Origin of the sequence: Paenibacillus sp. MMS18-CY102 (assembly GCF_009789195.1) — a bacterium.
Classification (GTDB): Bacteria; Bacillota; Bacilli; order Paenibacillales; family Paenibacillaceae; genus Paenibacillus_T.
On record NZ_WSTC01000011.1, the window covers coordinates 134,872 to 152,107 of the forward strand.

At 52.1% G+C, this 17,236-nt stretch carries 15 protein-coding genes; all 15 read left to right on the top strand.

The window, feature by feature from the left end; all coding sequences use genetic code 11:
* Positions 1 to 5 precede the first annotated feature (5 nt).
* The 15 genes from GON22_RS10360 (at position 6) to asnS (ending at position 17,196) form a co-directional block, all read left to right on the top strand.
* Positions 6 to 1,385 (top strand): CCA tRNA nucleotidyltransferase, encoded by a 1,380-nt coding sequence (locus GON22_RS10360; RefSeq protein WP_237179098.1) that lies wholly within the window; start codon positions 6 to 8, stop codon positions 1,383 to 1,385.
* Positions 1,366 to 2,349 carry a biotin--[acetyl-CoA-carboxylase] ligase gene (locus GON22_RS10365; RefSeq protein ID WP_160396019.1) on the top strand — a complete coding sequence of 328 codons (984 nt, stop codon included), beginning with the start codon at positions 1,366 to 1,368 and terminating at the stop codon, positions 2,347 to 2,349. The genes GON22_RS10360 and GON22_RS10365 overlap by 20 nt, the downstream gene beginning before the upstream one ends.
* A gap of 402 nt (positions 2,350 to 2,751) precedes the next feature.
* Complete coding sequence (panB, locus tag GON22_RS10370) at positions 2,752 to 3,720, top strand: 3-methyl-2-oxobutanoate hydroxymethyltransferase (RefSeq protein ID WP_160396020.1); 969 nt, start codon at positions 2,752 to 2,754, stop codon at positions 3,718 to 3,720.
* Positions 3,717 to 4,607, top strand: a complete 891-nt coding sequence (panC, locus tag GON22_RS10375; protein WP_160396021.1) for a pantoate--beta-alanine ligase — start codon at positions 3,717 to 3,719, stop codon at positions 4,605 to 4,607. Before panB ends, panC begins: the two co-directional genes overlap by 4 nt.
* Positions 4,600 to 4,983, top strand: coding sequence for an aspartate 1-decarboxylase (panD, locus tag GON22_RS10380; protein ID WP_160396022.1), 384 nt, complete (start codon positions 4,600 to 4,602; stop codon positions 4,981 to 4,983). The genes panC and panD overlap by 8 nt, the downstream gene beginning before the upstream one ends.
* 165 nt (positions 4,984 to 5,148) lie before the next feature.
* On the top strand, positions 5,149 to 5,910 hold the full coding sequence (locus GON22_RS10385) for a tetratricopeptide repeat protein (RefSeq protein WP_160396023.1): 762 nt from the start codon (positions 5,149 to 5,151) through the stop codon (positions 5,908 to 5,910).
* 18 nt (positions 5,911 to 5,928) lie between these two features.
* The gene (gene dinG / locus GON22_RS10390; protein ID WP_160396024.1) at positions 5,929 to 8,802 is read left to right on the top strand and encodes an ATP-dependent DNA helicase DinG; all 2,874 of its coding nucleotides are present in this window, start codon (positions 5,929 to 5,931) and stop codon (positions 8,800 to 8,802) included.
* Complete coding sequence (locus GON22_RS10395) at positions 8,799 to 9,443, top strand: redox-sensing transcriptional repressor Rex (RefSeq protein WP_160396025.1); 645 nt, start codon at positions 8,799 to 8,801, stop codon at positions 9,441 to 9,443. Before dinG ends, GON22_RS10395 begins: the two co-directional genes overlap by 4 nt.
* Complete coding sequence (locus GON22_RS10400; RefSeq protein ID WP_160396026.1) at positions 9,436 to 10,728, top strand: amidohydrolase; 1,293 nt, start codon at positions 9,436 to 9,438, stop codon at positions 10,726 to 10,728. Before GON22_RS10395 ends, GON22_RS10400 begins: the two co-directional genes overlap by 8 nt.
* 38 nt (positions 10,729 to 10,766) lie before the next feature.
* The gene (locus tag GON22_RS10405) at positions 10,767 to 11,267 is read left to right on the top strand and encodes a cell wall elongation regulator TseB-like domain-containing protein (RefSeq protein ID WP_160396027.1); all 501 of its coding nucleotides are present in this window, start codon (positions 10,767 to 10,769) and stop codon (positions 11,265 to 11,267) included.
* Between the two features lie 219 nt (positions 11,268 to 11,486).
* Positions 11,487 to 12,032, top strand: a complete 546-nt coding sequence (locus GON22_RS10410; RefSeq protein WP_160396028.1) for a hypothetical protein — start codon at positions 11,487 to 11,489, stop codon at positions 12,030 to 12,032.
* Positions 12,016 to 13,584 (top strand): AAA family ATPase, encoded by a 1,569-nt coding sequence (locus tag GON22_RS10415; protein ID WP_160396029.1) that lies wholly within the window; start codon positions 12,016 to 12,018, stop codon positions 13,582 to 13,584. Before GON22_RS10410 ends, GON22_RS10415 begins: the two co-directional genes overlap by 17 nt.
* Positions 13,585 to 13,709: 125 nt before the next feature.
* Complete coding sequence (locus GON22_RS10420; protein WP_160396030.1) at positions 13,710 to 14,582, top strand: 3-hydroxyacyl-CoA dehydrogenase family protein; 873 nt, start codon at positions 13,710 to 13,712, stop codon at positions 14,580 to 14,582.
* Positions 14,579 to 15,796: an acetate/propionate family kinase gene (locus GON22_RS10425; protein WP_160396031.1), complete on the top strand. Its 1,218-nt coding sequence runs from the start codon at positions 14,579 to 14,581 to the stop codon at positions 15,794 to 15,796. The genes GON22_RS10420 and GON22_RS10425 overlap by 4 nt, the downstream gene beginning before the upstream one ends.
* Positions 15,797 to 15,894: 98 nt before the next feature.
* A complete protein-coding gene (gene asnS / locus GON22_RS10430) occupies positions 15,895 to 17,196 on the top strand; it encodes an asparagine--tRNA ligase (protein ID WP_160396032.1) in 1,302 nt (433 codons plus the stop codon).
* Positions 17,197 to 17,236 lie beyond the last annotated feature (40 nt).

A 17,236-nucleotide genomic window follows, 5' to 3' on the forward strand; every position in this document is an offset into this window, starting at 1 on the left:
GTTTTATGAATGCTCAGAAGCCGTATTGGGATGAGGAAATGGAAGCGGCGCTTCCTGTTTTGCAAAAACTTGAAAATGCAGGTTTCGAGGCTGTTTTTGTCGGAGGCTGTGTAAGGGATGTTATTGCAGGGCGACCGATTACAGATGTTGATATTGCCACCTCGGCGACACCTGACGCCGTGATGGTCCTGTTCGACCGCACCGTGCCGACAGGCTTGCAGCATGGCACCGTTACGGTCATTGTGAATGAACGAACATATGAGGTTACTACGTACCGTTCTGAAGCAGAGTACGAAGACCATCGCAGGCCGGCTGGCGTCGCATTTATTGCAGAGCTGGAAGGCGACTTGCTCCGGCGGGATTTTACCATCAATGCGATGGCATTGCGGGCGGACGGTACGTTGGTCGATTTGTACGGCGGGCTAAGCGATTTGCATGCTGGAATCATTCGATGCGTCGGCGATGCGGATGAACGCTTCAGTGAGGATGCGCTTCGGATGGTTCGGGCGGTGCGATTCGCATCGACGTTCGGGTACGCCATCGCGCCCAGCGCATGGCGTGCCTTGCTGCGCAATCGTGAGCTGCTGCAGCATGTAGCGATGGAGCGGATCGGTGCAGAGCTGGATAAAATGATCGGCGGCGCTGGTCCCCATCGCGCCGCCGCGCTGCTCGCCGCCAGCGGCTTGCTCGCTCGCGCCAAAGAACCGCTGCCCGCTGGCTTCGCCCAGCCGGGCTGCGGCTCCCGCCAACGCCCCGCGCTTCGCAGCGGGCGGGGCGCCGGCGGCGCTGGCGGCGTGCCGCCGCTCTCATCGGCGCTGGCACGCCTGCAGGGCAAGGACGACCGCTGGGCGGCCGTCTTCCTCGCGCTCCGGCTATCGCCGGAAGACGCAGAGGAGACGCTACAGCGCCTGCGCTTCCCGGGCCGCCGCATCGCGTCGGCCCGCTCGGCCGTCAAGCTGCATGATGCGGCCGCACCGCTCGCCGCATCAAGCGGCGCGGCTGCTACGCCAGCCGCCGCTGCCGCATGGGTAGACGCCGTGCTAGCCGCCGGCGTCGAAACGGCAAGCGCGTGGCTGCGCATCACGCGCGAGTTTGCCGCTTCAGGCGCGCAGATTGGCGGCCTGCCGTTGTCGGAAGCTGCGCTTGATGCATTAGCGGCGCAGCTTGCGGGCATGCCGTGTACTGCCATACGGGAGCTTGCAGTTAATGGCAACATCCTTTGCTCGCATCTGGGCCTCAAGCCGGGACCGCGCACAGGGGCGCTGCTTAATGGGCTACTGCGTTCCGTCGCATTGCGCGAGACGCCGAACGAACGGGAGGCGCTCCTCGCGCTTGCTGAATTCATGGAAGAGGATCGGATGAACGATGGACCATACACTTCTTGAACTGCTGGAGCAGGAGCAAGGCAACTATTTATCGGGCGAGACGATTAGCAAGGCGATGAACGTGAGCCGGACAGCCGTCTGGAAGCAGATCCGCAAGCTTGAAGAACGGGGCTATGTGATCGAAGCTTCGCGCAAGCTGGGGTACAGGCTCGTCTCCAAGCCAGATAACCTGTCGCTGGACAAGTTGTCAGAGCTGCTGCAGACGAACCGGTTTGGCCGTGCGCTTCGCTTGCTTGATGTCGTCGACTCAACACAGAATGAGGCACAGCGATGGGCGGAAGATGGAGCGCCTGAAGGGGCAATCGTGATCGCGGAGCAGCAGCTCGGTGGCCGCGGGCGCATGGGACGCAGCTGGGTGTCGCCCTATACCAAAGGCATATGGATGAGCCTCATTATGCGTCCGAGCACGCCGATCCATTTCGCTCCACAGCTTACGCTGCTGACTGCGGTAGCTTTATGCCGCAGCTTGCGCAAGACGACAGGCCTTGAAATCGGTATTAAATGGCCTAACGACCTGCTTATTAACGGCAAGAAGATTAGCGGCATTTTGCTTGAGTCTGCGGCTGAAGACGAAAGGATCAAATATGTCGTAGCAGGGACAGGCATTAGCGTGAATTTGGACATTTCCGATTATCCAGAGGAGCTGCTGGAACGCGCGACTTCTTTGTCAATTCAAGCGGGACGGAAGTTTTCGCGTGAGCAGGTCATTGCTGATTTCCTTCTGGAATGGGAACAGCTGTATGATTTGTACTTAAAGGATGGATTCGGCGCGATTCAAACGCTCTGGGAGGCGCTCGCGGTTACATTGCATCAAGATGTGACCATTCACACGCCACAAGGGCAGCTCTCTGGCAAGGCCATGGGGCTGCATGAGAGCGGCGCCCTTGAATTGCAGCTTCCTTCAGGAGAGCTTCGCCTTGTCTTCTCGGGCGAGATGGGACAACCGTCGCCGCCAACGCAGTAGATTCTCCTCCTATGGGATCGAGACAGCAGCACAGGTTAACATTTTTCACCTATATAAGTTCAATGGATGGCGAGATGAAAGAATGAGCCAACGCAGCTGCGAAATTCGCCAGCATGCGGGCGAATTCCTAAATTTACGCCATCCATTTTTTTTGGTATAATGATGGCACGCGAGGCGATATCCAAATTTAAGGAATCGCACTTTGCAAGGCATCATTGCATGAATTCATTCTTAAGCACGGAAGAGGGTTACTATGACACGTGCGCAACTCTGCTCTGAGCCGTTAGGGACCGAGACAGAAGGAAGCGATGAGTTTGGCGTTCCTTTATCGTTAGGGACCTTTTTAGCGCGGCTAAAAGGTTTTTTTGTGTTTATCCTATACTTTAAAGGGGATGAAGCAGTATGAATCGGCCATTGACCATTACGAAGCTTAAGAAGATGAAGCAAGAGCGGAATCCAATCTCCGTGTTGACGGCGTACGATTATCCATCGGCTAAGCTTGCAGAGGAAGCGGGCATTGATGTCATCCTAGTTGGAGACTCGCTAGGCAACGTCGTGCTCGGCTACGATACGACAGTGCCAGTTACGCTGGATGACATGGTTTACCATACCAAAGCGGTTCGGCGCGGAGCCCCTAATACATTCGTCGTGGCAGACATGCCATTTATGACTTATCGGGTTGGCAAGGAGCATACGCTGCGCAATGCAGCACGCTTGCTGCAAGAGGGGCTAGCTAATGCGATTAAGCTGGAGGGCGGTTCTGATATCGCCGATGAAGTGGAGGCTTGCGTACGCGCTGGCATTCCGGTAATGGGCCATCTGGGCTTGACGCCGCAATCGATCCATCAATTAGGCGGATATCGCATACAAGGGAAATTAGAGCAGGAAGCCGAAGCGTTGCTGCGGGATGCGAAAGCGCTCGAAGCGGCAGGCGCGTTCGCGCTAGTCTTGGAGCTGGTAACAGAGCCGATTGCAGAAGCGATTCGCTCGGCCATCTCCATTCCAGTTATCGGCATCGGCGCTGGTCGAGGCTGCGATGGCCAAGTGCTCGTTTATCATGATATATTGCAGTACGCTTCTCCTTATCGGGAGAAACGATTCGTTAAAACTTATGCTGATATAGGAACCACGATTCGTGGGGCAATCGGCGCTTATGTGCAGGATGTTAAATCAGGCGCATTCCCAGAACAGAAGCACGCATTTCCGATGGAGCCCGGGACTGCGGTGCTGTCGCATCTCTATGGGTCTTCAACCGCATCTGGCAACACAGGTGCTCAACAGCAACAGCAACAACAACAACAACAGCAGCAACAGCAACAGCAGGCCGCAGGAACGAAGCAACCGGATGCAGAAGGGCGGTCGACGCTATGATCATTTGCCGAACGAAACAAGAGCTGCAGGATGCACTCCATAAGCTGCGCGTGCAGCAGCCTGACCGTAAAGTAGGCTTCGTGCCAACGATGGGTTTTTTGCATGAAGGCCACGCAAGCCTCATCCGCCAGTCCGTACAGGAGTGCGATACGACCGTACTAAGCATTTTCGTTAATCCGCTGCAATTTGGCCCTAATGAGGACTTTGACCGATATCCGCGGGATGAGCAGCGCGATTTGGCGCTTGCACAAGCAAGTGGCGCAGATTACGTATTTATGCCATCTGTCGACGAGATGTATCCTTCGAAGATGCTGACTCGCATTACGGTTGATATCGTGACAGACAGGCTTTGCGGCGCTTCCCGTCCAGGCCATTTTGATGGTGTCGGCGCGGTCGTTTCGAAGCTGTTCCATATTGTGCAGCCACAGCGTGCTTACTTTGGCATGAAGGATGCCCAGCAGGTTGCCGTTATTCAACGAATGGTGCTGGATCTCGATTTTCCAATCGAAATCGTGCCGTGCCCGATCGTTCGGGAGCCTGATGGACTGGCGCTCAGCTCGCGCAATGTGTATTTGAGCGCAGAGGAGCGTGCCCAAGCGGTTGTCCTGTCCCGGTCGCTTGCTGAAGCAGCTGCAGCAGCCGGAAAAGCCGGCATGACGGCCGGTGAACTGCAAGAACAAGTATGCGATACAATTAAGCAATCTCCGATTGCAGATATCGATTACGTGGAACTGCTAGCTTTCCCGAATTTGACGGCGCTAGAACCGAACCAACTGCTGTCAGCGATCGATGGCGAACTGCTGCTGGCGCTTGCCGTACGATTCGGGCGTACGAGACTGATCGATAATCGGATATTGCGATTTGCGGAGGTAAAAGCCTATGTTTAGAACGATGATGAAATCAAAACTGCACAGAGCGACTGTAACGGAAGCTAATCTCCATTATGTTGGCAGCATAACAATTGATGAGGACTTGATGGATGCGGCGGATATTTGGGCCAATGAGAAGGTCCAAATTGTGAACAATAACAATGGCGCCCGTTTTGAAACCTATGTCATCAAAGGCCCAAGAGGGTCTGGCGTTATTTGCTTGAACGGAGCAGCTGCCCGCCAAGTACAGCCTGGCGACCAAGTCATCATTATCTCCTATGCTGCGATGACAGAAGAAGAGGCGCGCAGCTACAAGCCTAGAGTTGTCATCCTGGATGAGAATAACCGTCCTTTGGAGTCATTGACAGAAGAATTGCACTCCGTCATCATCTAACGGAAGCGGCGAGCTCATCCCAGCATTGTATAAAGGCTGGAATGCCGTATGAAATAGCCCCCTTAAACAAAGAATGAGCAATACACCGGCCAGTAACAAGGCATCATTCATTATGAAAGGCCGGCATCGTTCTACACTCATTCTTACGTAAAGGCGGGTGCAGCCATGTTTGCGCATCTGTTCGCGACGATGAACGACAAGTTGGACGAAATCAGGCGCTTGTATCCAAGAGCAACCGGTAATGGGCGTGACCATCTCGATCGCCAGCTCGACACATTGAAGGAAATGAGCGACACGATTGTGGAGCAGTGGCTGTTGTTTGAGGAGAAGCTGGCGGATTTTTTGGATCAGTCCAAACCGGCGGCTTCCCCGTCTCTTAATGCTAACGCGGCAGCGAAAGCAGCAAGTGCGCCAGAGCGCCATGCAGCCAGCAAAGAAACGGCCGCTGCGGCAGCGGCTACGCAATCGGCTGGGGCTCCTCCGCCATCAAATGACGGGCAAGAGGAATGGAGCTTATCCACAGAGGTTGCTATCCAGATTTCCAAAGGGCAAGGCTACTTCAAGCTTCACATGTTCAAACACGCGGCAACCGAGCTTGAACAAGCGATCTCCATGGCGCCGGATTGCCAGTTAGCCCGCATGTTTTTGGCGATGACGCATATGCATCTCCAACAATGGAACGAGGCGCAGCGGCATTTCCAAATATTAATTTCACTCACGAATTACGCCAAATGGCGAGCAATCGGTTATAATGCTCTCGGGTGTATTCAGGCAGTAGGCATGAATTTGGAGCTCGCGGAGCACTATTTTTTGAAAGCACATGATGCAGATCCCAGCTTCGCGGATTCGCTTATGAACCTGAAGTGCTGTAAGGAAAGGAACGGTCAGCTTTCGCTCCGGTTTGGAAGCACGGAGCTGATCCGTTAGGAGAGGATCGGAAGCCGGATGAAATTTGCTGTACTCGATTTGGAAACGACCGGTCATCAGGCCGAAGATGAAATGATACAGATAGGAATCGTCATGCTGGACGAGGAGCTGAACGTAACCGATACGTTCAGCTCCTTCGTGCGACCGGCGATAGATATACCGCCTTTTATCACACAGCTCACGGGCATTACGAATGAAATGGTATCAGACGCCCCTTCGGTTGAAGACGTGCTGACGGATGTCGTTAAATTGCTAGGCGATGCCGTGCTTGTCGCGCACAATGTCGGGTTTGATGCCCATTTTCTAAACCGTGCGCTAGATCGCTGCGGCTATAGCCCGTTCACAGGCCGCCGCTTAGACACGATCGACCTGCTGCGGATGCTTTACCCAACGTTATCCTCCTATCAGCTAAGTGCGGTTTCTGAGGCGTTTGGGATCGCTCATGAACGCAAGCACCAAGCGGATAGCGATGCAGAAGCGACCGCGATGCTGTTCGCCCATTGCGTGCACAAGCTGCGGGATTTGCCGCTGCTCAGTTTACAAAGGCTTGGTGAGCTGTTTAATGGCTATGATGATTTGAGCTGGTTAATCCAGCTTACGTTGCAGGCCAAAGAGCAGTCGACATCGCTGGATACGCAAGCTCATGTTTACTTTAACCAATTAGCGATGAAAGCTGGCGATTGGGCAGATCTTGGCGCCGTTCGAACCGATGAAGATATTGAAGCCTTGGGCAGCATGTCCTTCGAGCAGTTCATGGATGGGGTTCGGGACCGGTTTCGTGCCATGATGCCCGATTACGAAGAACGCGAAGCGCAATCCATCATGTTCGATGAAGTGCATCAAGCGCTGGATCATGAACGCCATTTGCTTATTGAAGCAGGGACAGGGACAGGCAAGTCGCTTGGGTACCTGTTGCCTTCGTTATTTTACGGCGCTAAGGAGCAGAAGAAGATCGTAGTCAGCACGCATACGATTAACTTGCAAGAACAGCTGCGGCAGCGGGATATTCCATTGCTGCATGAGGTGTCGCCTTTTCCGTTTCGTGCGGCCGTATTTAAGGGTAGAGGCAATTATATCTGCCTTCGCAAATTCGATAATAAGGTTCGGATGCGGGAATACGTTTCGCCTAATGAGGATTTAATGACAGCTGCCCAGATGATCATTTGGCTTGGCGAGACAGGGACTGGCGATCAGGAAGAGCTTAACTTCGGCAACAAAGGTTCGGAATTTTGGGAGACGGTTGCAAGCGATGCGGATTCTTGCCTCAACCGTGCATGCCCTTGGTTCCGCCGTTGTTTCTATCACCGTGCCAAGCATGAAGCGAATGTAGCGGATATCGTCATTACGAACCATTCCCTTGTGTTCACAGATATCCAAGCTGAGCATCGTTTGCTGCCTACGTACGAGCAGTTGGTCGTAGACGAGGCGCATCATCTCGAAGAAGTAGCAGGCAAGCATCTGGGCTTGCAGTTATCATATTTCTCATTCGTTCATCCCTTTAACCGATTGGTGAAAGATAACCGTGGCGGGGGGCTGCTAAGCCAGCTTGTCGCTCTGCTGCATGGAGAATCTGAATCCGGTATCCCTGCGTGGATCGAGATCATTGATGAAGCGGGCAAGTCCTTGAGCAGCATACGTGAAGACTGGGATAAGCTGTTCGAGCTGATGTATGCGTTAATGGGGACTTCGGGATCAGAAACTTCACAAATTGAGTCGGGCCAATCCGTGTTCCGCATTAGACCGAAGGAGCACCCGACGGGATGGGCAACGATTGCCGATCTTGAGAACAATGTGTATGCTGATCTTAATAAGGCAGCTCGTACATTAGAGAAAACACTGGGCGATATTAAAGAGAAAATTGACGAGACCGTGATTGTGAATCTAATTACAGACTTGAATGGAGCAGTCAAAGATTTGGCCCGTGTCCGGGACGATATGCGCACCTTCGTACGAGCAGATAAATCTGACACGGTTTATTGGATTGAAGCGACGACACAGTTCAAAGCGAAGTCCATCCATCTCTATGCTGTGCCAGCAGATGTCAGCGAGCAGCTTCGGACGCATTTATTCGAAGCGAAGAAGAGCGTCATTCTGACATCCGCAACTTTATCGGTCCAAAAATCGTTCCAATATGCGAGCGAACAGCTCGGATTGGCTGGGATGGAGGAATCGGGAAGGCTTACGACGGTTCTGCTTCCATCACCCTTTAATTATAGGGAGCAGGCGCTCGTTATTATCCCGCGCAATTTCCCGACACTTAAAGGTGCAGTAACCGAGCAGCCGTTCGTTGATATGTTAGTGAAATCGCTGACTGATTCAGCAGTGGAAATCGGCGGACGGATGCTGGTTCTGTTCACTTCCTATCGCATGCTGCGCATGGTTTACGAGCCGTTGAAGGAAGCGTTGGAACTGCATCAGATTCAAGTGCTCGGCCAGGGCATCGACAGCGGCAACCGCAGCAAGCTGACACGCCGTTTCCAGCAGCAGCCAGCATCAGTTTTGCTCGGTACGAGCAGTTTCTGGGAAGGGGTAGACATTCCTGGAGATGCGCTGACTTGCTTGGCGATCGTGCGCTTGCCTTTTCAGCCGCCGAATCATCCGCTAGTTGAAGCGAAGTCGGAGCTGCTGCTTGCACAGAAGCAGAACCCATTCATGAAGCTGTCGATTCCGCAAGCTGTCATTCGGTTCAAGCAAGGCTTTGGGCGGCTTGTTCGATCCACGAAGGATCGTGGCATTGTGCTCATTTACGACACGCGTGTGTTAGAAACGTATTATGGCAAATATTTCTTGTACTCGCTTCCGGGACCCAAAATTGAACACATGCATCTTGAGCAGATTGTACCGCGTATGCGAGGATGGTTGGATAATGGACGGGAAGGTGCGAAAGAATGAAGCAGCTCAAAATATCGGAAGCAGTCGTAAGGCGGCTTCCGGTTTATTTGCAAGTGCTGAATGAGCTTACAATGCGGGAGGTGCATACCGTCTCCTCGCAGGAGCTCGGACGGAAGCTGAATTTGAATCCCGCCCAGATTCGCAAGGATTTAGCCTATTTCGGCGAATTCGGCCGCAAAGGGATTGGATACGATGTGGATTATCTCATCGAGAAGATTAGGCAAATTTTGAATCTGGATAAAACGCATTATGCAGCTTTGATTGGGGCAGGCAATTTGGGACATGCGCTTTGCAATTATAATACTTATATTAAAGATGATGTCCAAATTACAGCCGTCTTCGACGCCAACCCTAACAAGATCGGTTCGACCATCAATGGGTTGACCGTACAGCCGATGGAAGCATTATCTGAGCAGATTCGTGCCCAACGCATTCGGATCGGCATTATAACGGTTCCTGCATCCGAAGCGCAAAATGTTGCGAATGAATTAGTTTCTGCAGGAGTCGACGGGATTTTGAACTTTGCGCCTGCTATACTTAAAGTGCCCGATGAGGTGCGCATTCATCATGCGAATTTTACGACAGAATTGCTAAGCCTAGCTTATTATATTGAAAACGAGAGGTTGGAGCGCGATGAGTGAATGGATTATTAAGAACGGGTTGTTCGTCACAATGGACGATACACAGCCAGTTGTACGCGGATATTTGCATGTAAAAGGAGATTCGATTGCATACATAGGGGAACAAGAGCCTCAGCTAACGGAAGGCGTTGAAGTGATCGACGGCAAAGGCCTCGTCTTCATGCCTGGCCTTATTAATACGCATGGCCACACGCCAATGACGCTGCTTCGTGGTTTCGCAGATGATATGGTGCTGCAAACATGGCTGCAGGACAAAATTTGGCCGCTTGAAGCTAAATTTGACGACCAATCGGCTCGTTGGGGCACATCGCTGGCACAGCTAGAAATGCTCAAAACAGGCACGACAGCATTCGTTGATATGTACGATCGAATGGACATTATCGCTGGCGTGGTTGAAAAATCGGGCTTGCGCGGCGTATTGACTCGCGGTGCAATTGGCTTCGGTTCGCCAGAAGAATTGGATGCGAAATTCAAAGAAGCTGTAGACTTCGCACGTGATTGGAATGGCAAAGCAGATGGCCGCATTACGACGATGCTCGCGCCGCATGCGCCATATACTTGCCCGCCAGCCTTCATCGAACGTTTCGTTCAAGCGTCGCATGACCTGAATGTTCCGATGCATACGCATATGTCGGAGACGGCAGCCGAAGTGGAGCAAAATGTTCGGGATTATGGTGTACGCCCTGTCGAGCATCTCGACAAGCTGGGCATGTTCGCACGCCCTACGCTGCTCGCGCATGCGGTTCATTTGACGGATGAGGAAATCGAGCTGCTCGCAGCTCGTGGCGTCGGTGTTTCGCATAATGCGGCAAGCAACTTGAAGCTGGCAAGCGGCGTAGCTCGCGTGCCTGACCTGCTGCGTGCGGGCGTCACCGTATCGCTTGGAACGGACGGCGCAGCGAGCAATAACAACCTGAGCCTATTTGATGAAATCCGCCTTGCGGGACTCATTCATAAAGGCGTGTCAGGAGACCCGACGGCTGTGCCTGCATTGGAAGCGTTGAAGCTGGGCACGATCTATGGTGCCAAAGGGATCTGGCAGGAGAAGTCGATTGGCAGCTTGGAGGTTGGCAAGAAAGCCGACATCATCGCGCTTGATTTGAACCGTCCGCAATACTTCCCGCTTACGGATATCGTATCGCATCTCGTCTATTCGGGCTCGGGCAGCGATGTGCGCCATGTTTGGATTGATGGCAAGCAAACCGTACGGAACGGCGAATGCTTGACGCTGGATGAAGAACGTATTCTTCATGAAGCGCAGGCTGCATTCGAAAGGCTGCTGTAATTCCCATGCGCGCTACTCGAAAAAAACGGCCTCCAGTGATGACAACCAAGCGTTGGGTCGCGCTATCGATCATGCTATTCCTTGCTATACTCGTTGCTGCGAATGTGTGGTACCGCAATGTATTCTCAGACGAATGGGCTGCTGAATCGAATGCGGAGAAGCGAGCGGCTGCTGTTGCGAACTTAATTGAAGTGGATGAAGCCGACAAATATGTATGGGATGAAACAGCATGGGTCGTCCAAGGAAAAACAGAGGATGGCCAGCTTGCTTACGTTTGGCTTCGTGACAATGCTGTCGATACGGTTCGAGCGGCAGACGGCTTCACCAAAGAACAGATTCGTGCTGCTGTGCTGCAAAGCAAGCCAGATGCTAGCATTACTCATATTCGCCCGGGCATCATGAAGGGTCAGCATGTATGGGAAGTGTATTACTCGCGAGTTGAGAGTGGCCAGCGGAAGTATGCGTATGCCTTCTATAATTTCGAGAATGGGACATTTATCGATATGTACAGGCTGCCAGCGACAGAGTTAGCCCAATAGATAAGTAATAATATTGCAAGGACGAACGCCGCCAGAGCTACTGGCGGCGTTTCCTTTTATTACACCGCTAATTCGTATATCAACTGTGATATACTCTTCGTATAGCAATTGAGCAACACATTTCGATAGAGGGCAAGCTAAGCGAGTGAAGTTGCTGCTTTTACAATAAAGGGAATGCAATGGTTTGAATGAAATCAACGATGAGGGGGATTGCTAACAATGAGAATTCGTTGGATACCTGCAGTTGTGTCAGTAGCGGTATGCGCTGGATTGTTGTTCGGAGGCTGGTTCACCTATGATAAATTTGCTGTGAAGGATCCGTTGTCGAAGGCAGTGAGTGGACTCCCAGAAGTCCAATCATCTTCCTCCACGATTGAGAACGGAACGGTTAAGATTGCGTTAAAGCTGACGGACCATGCGGATTTGCGCACGATTTATAATCGATTAACGACGGACGGCGCGTCCGTCCTTGATGGACGTAAGCTGAAGCTTGAGGTTGAAGGCGTTCAATCGAACGAGACGTTAGACAAATTATGGTCGACCGTATTGTTCGATGTTGCGCAAGCGATGGAAACGAAGTCGTATTCAGATATCCCGGTTGCACTGCAAAAGCTGGCAGCCGGCCATCAAGGAATGACGGTTAATTCAGAGATGGACGAAACGAATGTGTATGTGACGCTTCGTTATGAAGGAGCTGTTAAGTACGTCATTCTGCCGCGCACGCCGGCAATGCTGGAGGTGTGGAACGATGCTGCAAAACTATAAATGGGAAATTGGATTAGGCGTCACGGTTTCATTATTTGCTTTTCTGTTATATCGAGGCATTAATGTGTTGCCGCTGTTTCTCGTGCTTGGCATTGTTGCCGGGCTTATTTATACTGCACGGATGAAAGGCCAAGGTCCGTTGGCCGCTTCATCGCGTGGTTCGCGAGCGAAAGCGCCAATGCGTACAGAGCTTCTCTCGTTCGAGCAGATCGGCGGGCAGGAACGTGCAAAGCGCGAGTTAGTTGAAGCGTTGGATTTTCTCGTTAAAAAAGAAGAAATCGCACGTTTGGGCATTCGCCCGATGAAAGGCATTTTGCTGACTGGCCCTCCAGGAACAGGCAAGACACTGCTAGCGAAAGCTGCTGCACAGTATACCGATTCGATCTTCTTAGCGGCATCCGGCAGTGAGTTCGTGGAGATGTATGTCGGCGTTGGTGCAAGCCGTGTAAGGGACTTGTTCCAAGAAGCGCGCAAGAAAGCGGTGAAAGCTGGAAAATCCGCAGCTGTCATTTTTATCGATGAAATTGACGTAATTGGCGGCAAACGTGATGGCGGCCAGCAGCGTGAGTATGACCAAACGCTGAACCAATTGCTGACGGAGATGGATGGCATCCATACATCCGATACGCCGCGAATTTTGTTAATGGCTGCGACGAACCGTAAAGAGATGCTGGACCCGGCTCTACTCCGTCCAGGCCGGTTTGACCGCCATATCGGGGTTGAGCTGCCGGATGTGAAAGGACGCTTGCATATTCTGCATATTCATGCCAAGAACAAGCCGGTCGAATCGGAGGAATTGCTGGAGCGGACGGCTGCTGAAACGTTCGGTTTCTCTGGTGCGCAGCTGGAGAGCGTGATGAACGAAGCTGCGATCTATGCGATGCGTGAGCATAGCGAGACGATTGGCCGCCCTCATCTGACAATGGCGATCGACAAAGTGATGATGGGCGAGAAGACGGACCGTGAGACGACGCATGAGGAACGGGAACGCGTTGCAAGGCATGAGCTAGGGCATGCGATTATGGCCGAGCTGGTTGCACCGGGCAGTGTAGCGAATGTGACGCTGTCGCCGCGCGGCCAAGCGCTTGGATATGTACGCCATCAGCCACAGCGTGAACGGTATTTGTACACGAAGGAGTTTTTGGAAGGCCAGATTAAGATTGCGCTAGGCGGAGCTGCGGCTGAGGAAATTTTTTACGGCAACCGCAGTACAGGCTCGCGTGGTGACTTCGATCAAGCGATTAGCATGGTTCGGACAATGGCAGAGAGCGGATTGACGGAGCTTGGCATCATTGATCCTGGGATGCTGACGCCTGAGAAGCTGTCGTCGCTTGCGACTGGCATGCTGGATACGTTATTGCAGGAGACCAAGGCGATGCTTCAGAAGGAGCTGCACGCTTTCGAGCATGCGTTAGGCATTTTGATTCAAAATGAAACGGTGGATGGCAGCCAATTCCGCAAGCTCCTGCATGAAGCAGGTGGTTCCGAAAGCAATGAATTGTTACATCCGGAGAAGGAAGAAGAGCGTGACGATTCCATGGCACATGTATGACAATCTGAAGGCAGACGCCGCGTCTGCCTTCTTATTTGTTATAATAAAAGTTATAATAGTAGGGCTAGAGCCCTTAGAATTGGATCGTGTTAAGGCAACAGAAGGATCGAGTGGAGGAGAAGGATTTGACAGTACGTAAAGTAGGCGTTATTGGGATAGGCACAATGGGACAAGGCATTGCAGAGATGCTTGCGTTCAAAGGGCTGGATGTTCAAGTGATGGATATATCGAATGAGAAGCTGGAAGATGGGCTGCTTCATATCGAGCAGAGCTTAGATAAACAGATCGAGAAGTGGGCGCTTACGCAAGCGGAGAAGAAGCTCACGCTTAATCGAATCAACAAGGCAGACGGGATCGAAGCGTTTGCGGAATGCGATTTTGTCATCGAGACGATTACTGAGGATTTGGATGCAAAGAAAGAGATGTTTGCGGAGCTGGACCGCGTTTGCGGAGCGGAAGTTATTATCGCCAGCAATACGTCAACGTTAAGCTTGACGGAGCTTGCAAGCGTAACGAAGCATCCGGGCCGCGTCATCGGCATGCATTTTATTTACCCGGTTTATAAGATAGATTTGGTGGAGATCGTTCGCGGATTAAAAACATCCGACGCAACGTTCGAGCAAACGAAACATTTTATCGAGGAAATAATGAACAAGAAGGGCGTCATGGTATTCGAATCGCCAGGTTTCGTTACGACGCGCCTAATCTGCTTGTTCATAAATGAAGCGTTGCACGTACTGGAGGAAGGGGTTGCCTCCGCTGAAGATATCGACAGCGCAATGCGCATCGGCTATTCGTTCCAGCATGGGCCTTTCGAGATGGCAGACCGTTTTGGCCTCGACGCCGTACTGGCTGCGCTTGACCGGATGTTCCGTGAGTACGGCGAACTGAAGTATCGGCCTTCCATCGTATTGAAGAAGATGGTCCGTGCAGGCCATCTCGGGGTGAAAACAGGCGTCGGCTTCTTCCAATACGATAAGGACGGGGATCGGATATGAAAGTACTAGTCATCAATGCGGGCAGCTCCTCGCTCAAATATCAGCTGTATGACATGCGTGATGAATCGGTTCTGGCAAGCGGACGCGTAGAACGCATTGGCATGGATTCCTCTATTGTGACGCATGAGCCTGTAGGCAAGCCAGAGGTGCGCAGCGTAAGTGAAATTCTTGAGCATACGACAGCGGTTCGCCGCGTCATCGATATGCTGGCCGATCCGAAGTCAGGCGTGATCGCAAGTATGGATGAGATTGATGCTGTCGGCCATCGCGTCGTGCATGGGGGCGAGGCATTTAAGCAATCGGTCATCGTTACGCCTGAAGTAAAGCTGGAAATTAAAAGGCTGTTTGATTTGGCTCCGCTTCATAACCCTGCCCATATGATGGGGATTCTTGCTGTGGAAACGAACTTGCCGAATGTACCGCAGACGGTCGTATTTGATACTGCGTTCCATCAGGCGATGCCCCGCGAATCGTATTTGTATCCGATTCCGATGGTGCTATATCGCCGGCATAAAGTGCGCCGTTATGGCTTTCACGGCACGTCGCACGCTTATGTCAGCGCACAAGCGGCAGATTTCCTGAAGCGCCCGCTTGAATCATTAAAAATGATTACATGCCATATTGGCAACGGAGCAAGCTGCACGGCTATTAAGGACGGCAAATCATTCGATACGAGCATGGGCATGACGCCGCTCGAAGGGCTAATGATGGGCACACGGAGTGGGGATCTTGACCCAGCGGTCGTGCCTTTCGTAATGAACAAGGAAGACCTGAGCGTCAGCGAAGTGAATTCCATGCTGAATAAGCATAGCGGCTTGCAGGCGATTAGCGGCCTGTCGAGCGATATGCGTGAAATTACGGAAGCGATTGGCGAAGGCGACAAGAATGCCAAGCTCGCTTTTGACATGTATACGTATCGGGTTCGTAAATATATTGGCGCTTATGCGGCAGCAATGAACGGCGTAGATACGATTGTGTTCACTGCTGGCGTTGGGGAAAATTCAAGCGTGCTTCGCAAAGCGGTATGCGAAGGCTTAACGTTCCTAGGCATAGAGCTCGATGAGGAGCGGAACAACGAGCGAAGCAAGGAAGTGCGGTTTATAACGAAAGACTCTTCACGCGTTCAAGTGTTAGTGGTGCCGACGAATGAAGAACTTCTAATCGCTAGAGATACGTACACATTAGTGAACGGGCTGAATGAGGCGAACTTATAAATTAGTCCTTGAGCGGCAACGATAGGAATAAGATAAAGTAGGCTCATAGACAAGTCTATGGTGCTACTACAATTCGTAAATGGAAATGAGGCGAGCCGATGGAAACGGGCAAATTAACGGCGATTCGGAACGTTGGCGATAAAGCTGGCGAAGCAGTAGTTGTCGGCTGTTGGCTTCAAGGCAAACGATCGAGCGGGAAGATCCAGTTTTTGAAGCTGCGGGACGGTTCGGGGTTTATTCAAGGTGTCCTTGCAAAGAGTGAAGTGCCCGAAGAAACGTGGGAAGCAGCACAAAAGCTGACGCAGGAGAGTTCGTTATATGTGACGGGCATCGTGCGGGAAGAGCCGCGCAGCCCATCTGGCTATGAATTGAGCGTGACAGGCATTGAGGTGATCCAGTATACGGAGGATTATCCGATTACCCCGAAGGAGCACGGAATCGATTTTCTGATGGACCGCCGTCATCTGTGGCTGCGTTCGCCGAAACAACGGGCCATTTTGGTCATTCGTGCGCAAATTATTCGTGCCGTTCAGCAGTTTTTTGATGAACGCGGCTTTACGCTTGTCGATCCGCCGATTTTGACGCCTTCATCATGTGAAGGAACGACGAATTTGTTCCACACCAAATATTTTGAAGAAGATGCTTATCTTACGCAAAGCGGGCAGCTCTACATGGAAGCGGCAGCGATGGCGCTGGGCAAAGTGTATTCCTTTGGACCAACCTTCCGTGCAGAGAAGTCGAAGACGCGGCGGCATTTGATCGAGTTTTGGATGATTGAGCCAGAGATGGCGTTCGTCGATCATGAGCAAAACTTAGAAGTGCAAGAACAGTTCATCTCCTTCGTGGTCCAATCTGTTCTATCGAACTGCAAGGCAGAGCTGGAGACGATCGGACGAGATGTGTCGAAGCTCGAGAATGTGCAAGTTCCGTTCCCACGCATTACATATGATGATGCGATAGAGCTGCTGCATAAGGAAGGCTTTGATTTGCCATGGGGCGAAGACTTCGGCGCTCCACATGAAACGGCGATCGCCGAGAAGTTTGACCGTCCGGTGTTCATCACTCATTATCCGGCATCGTTCAAGGCATTCTATATGAAGCCCGACCCGAATCGGCCAGAGGTTGTCCTCTGTGCGGATATGATTGCGCCCGAGGGATACGGCGAGATTATTGGGGGTTCCCAGCGGATCGATGATCCGGCTTTAATGGCGGAACGATTCCAAGAGCATCAGCTGTCGGAAGAAGCATATGCATGGTACCTGGACTTGCGCCGTTACGGCACTGTGCCGCATTCTGGTTTCGGATTAGGGTTGGAACGCACCGTCGCATGGATCTGCGGATTAGAGCATGTGCGGGAGACGATTGCATTCCCACGAACGCTATATCGCCTGTATCCTTAGGCTGGACGGAATGATTAAGGCTGATAAGGAGCAGGTGCAT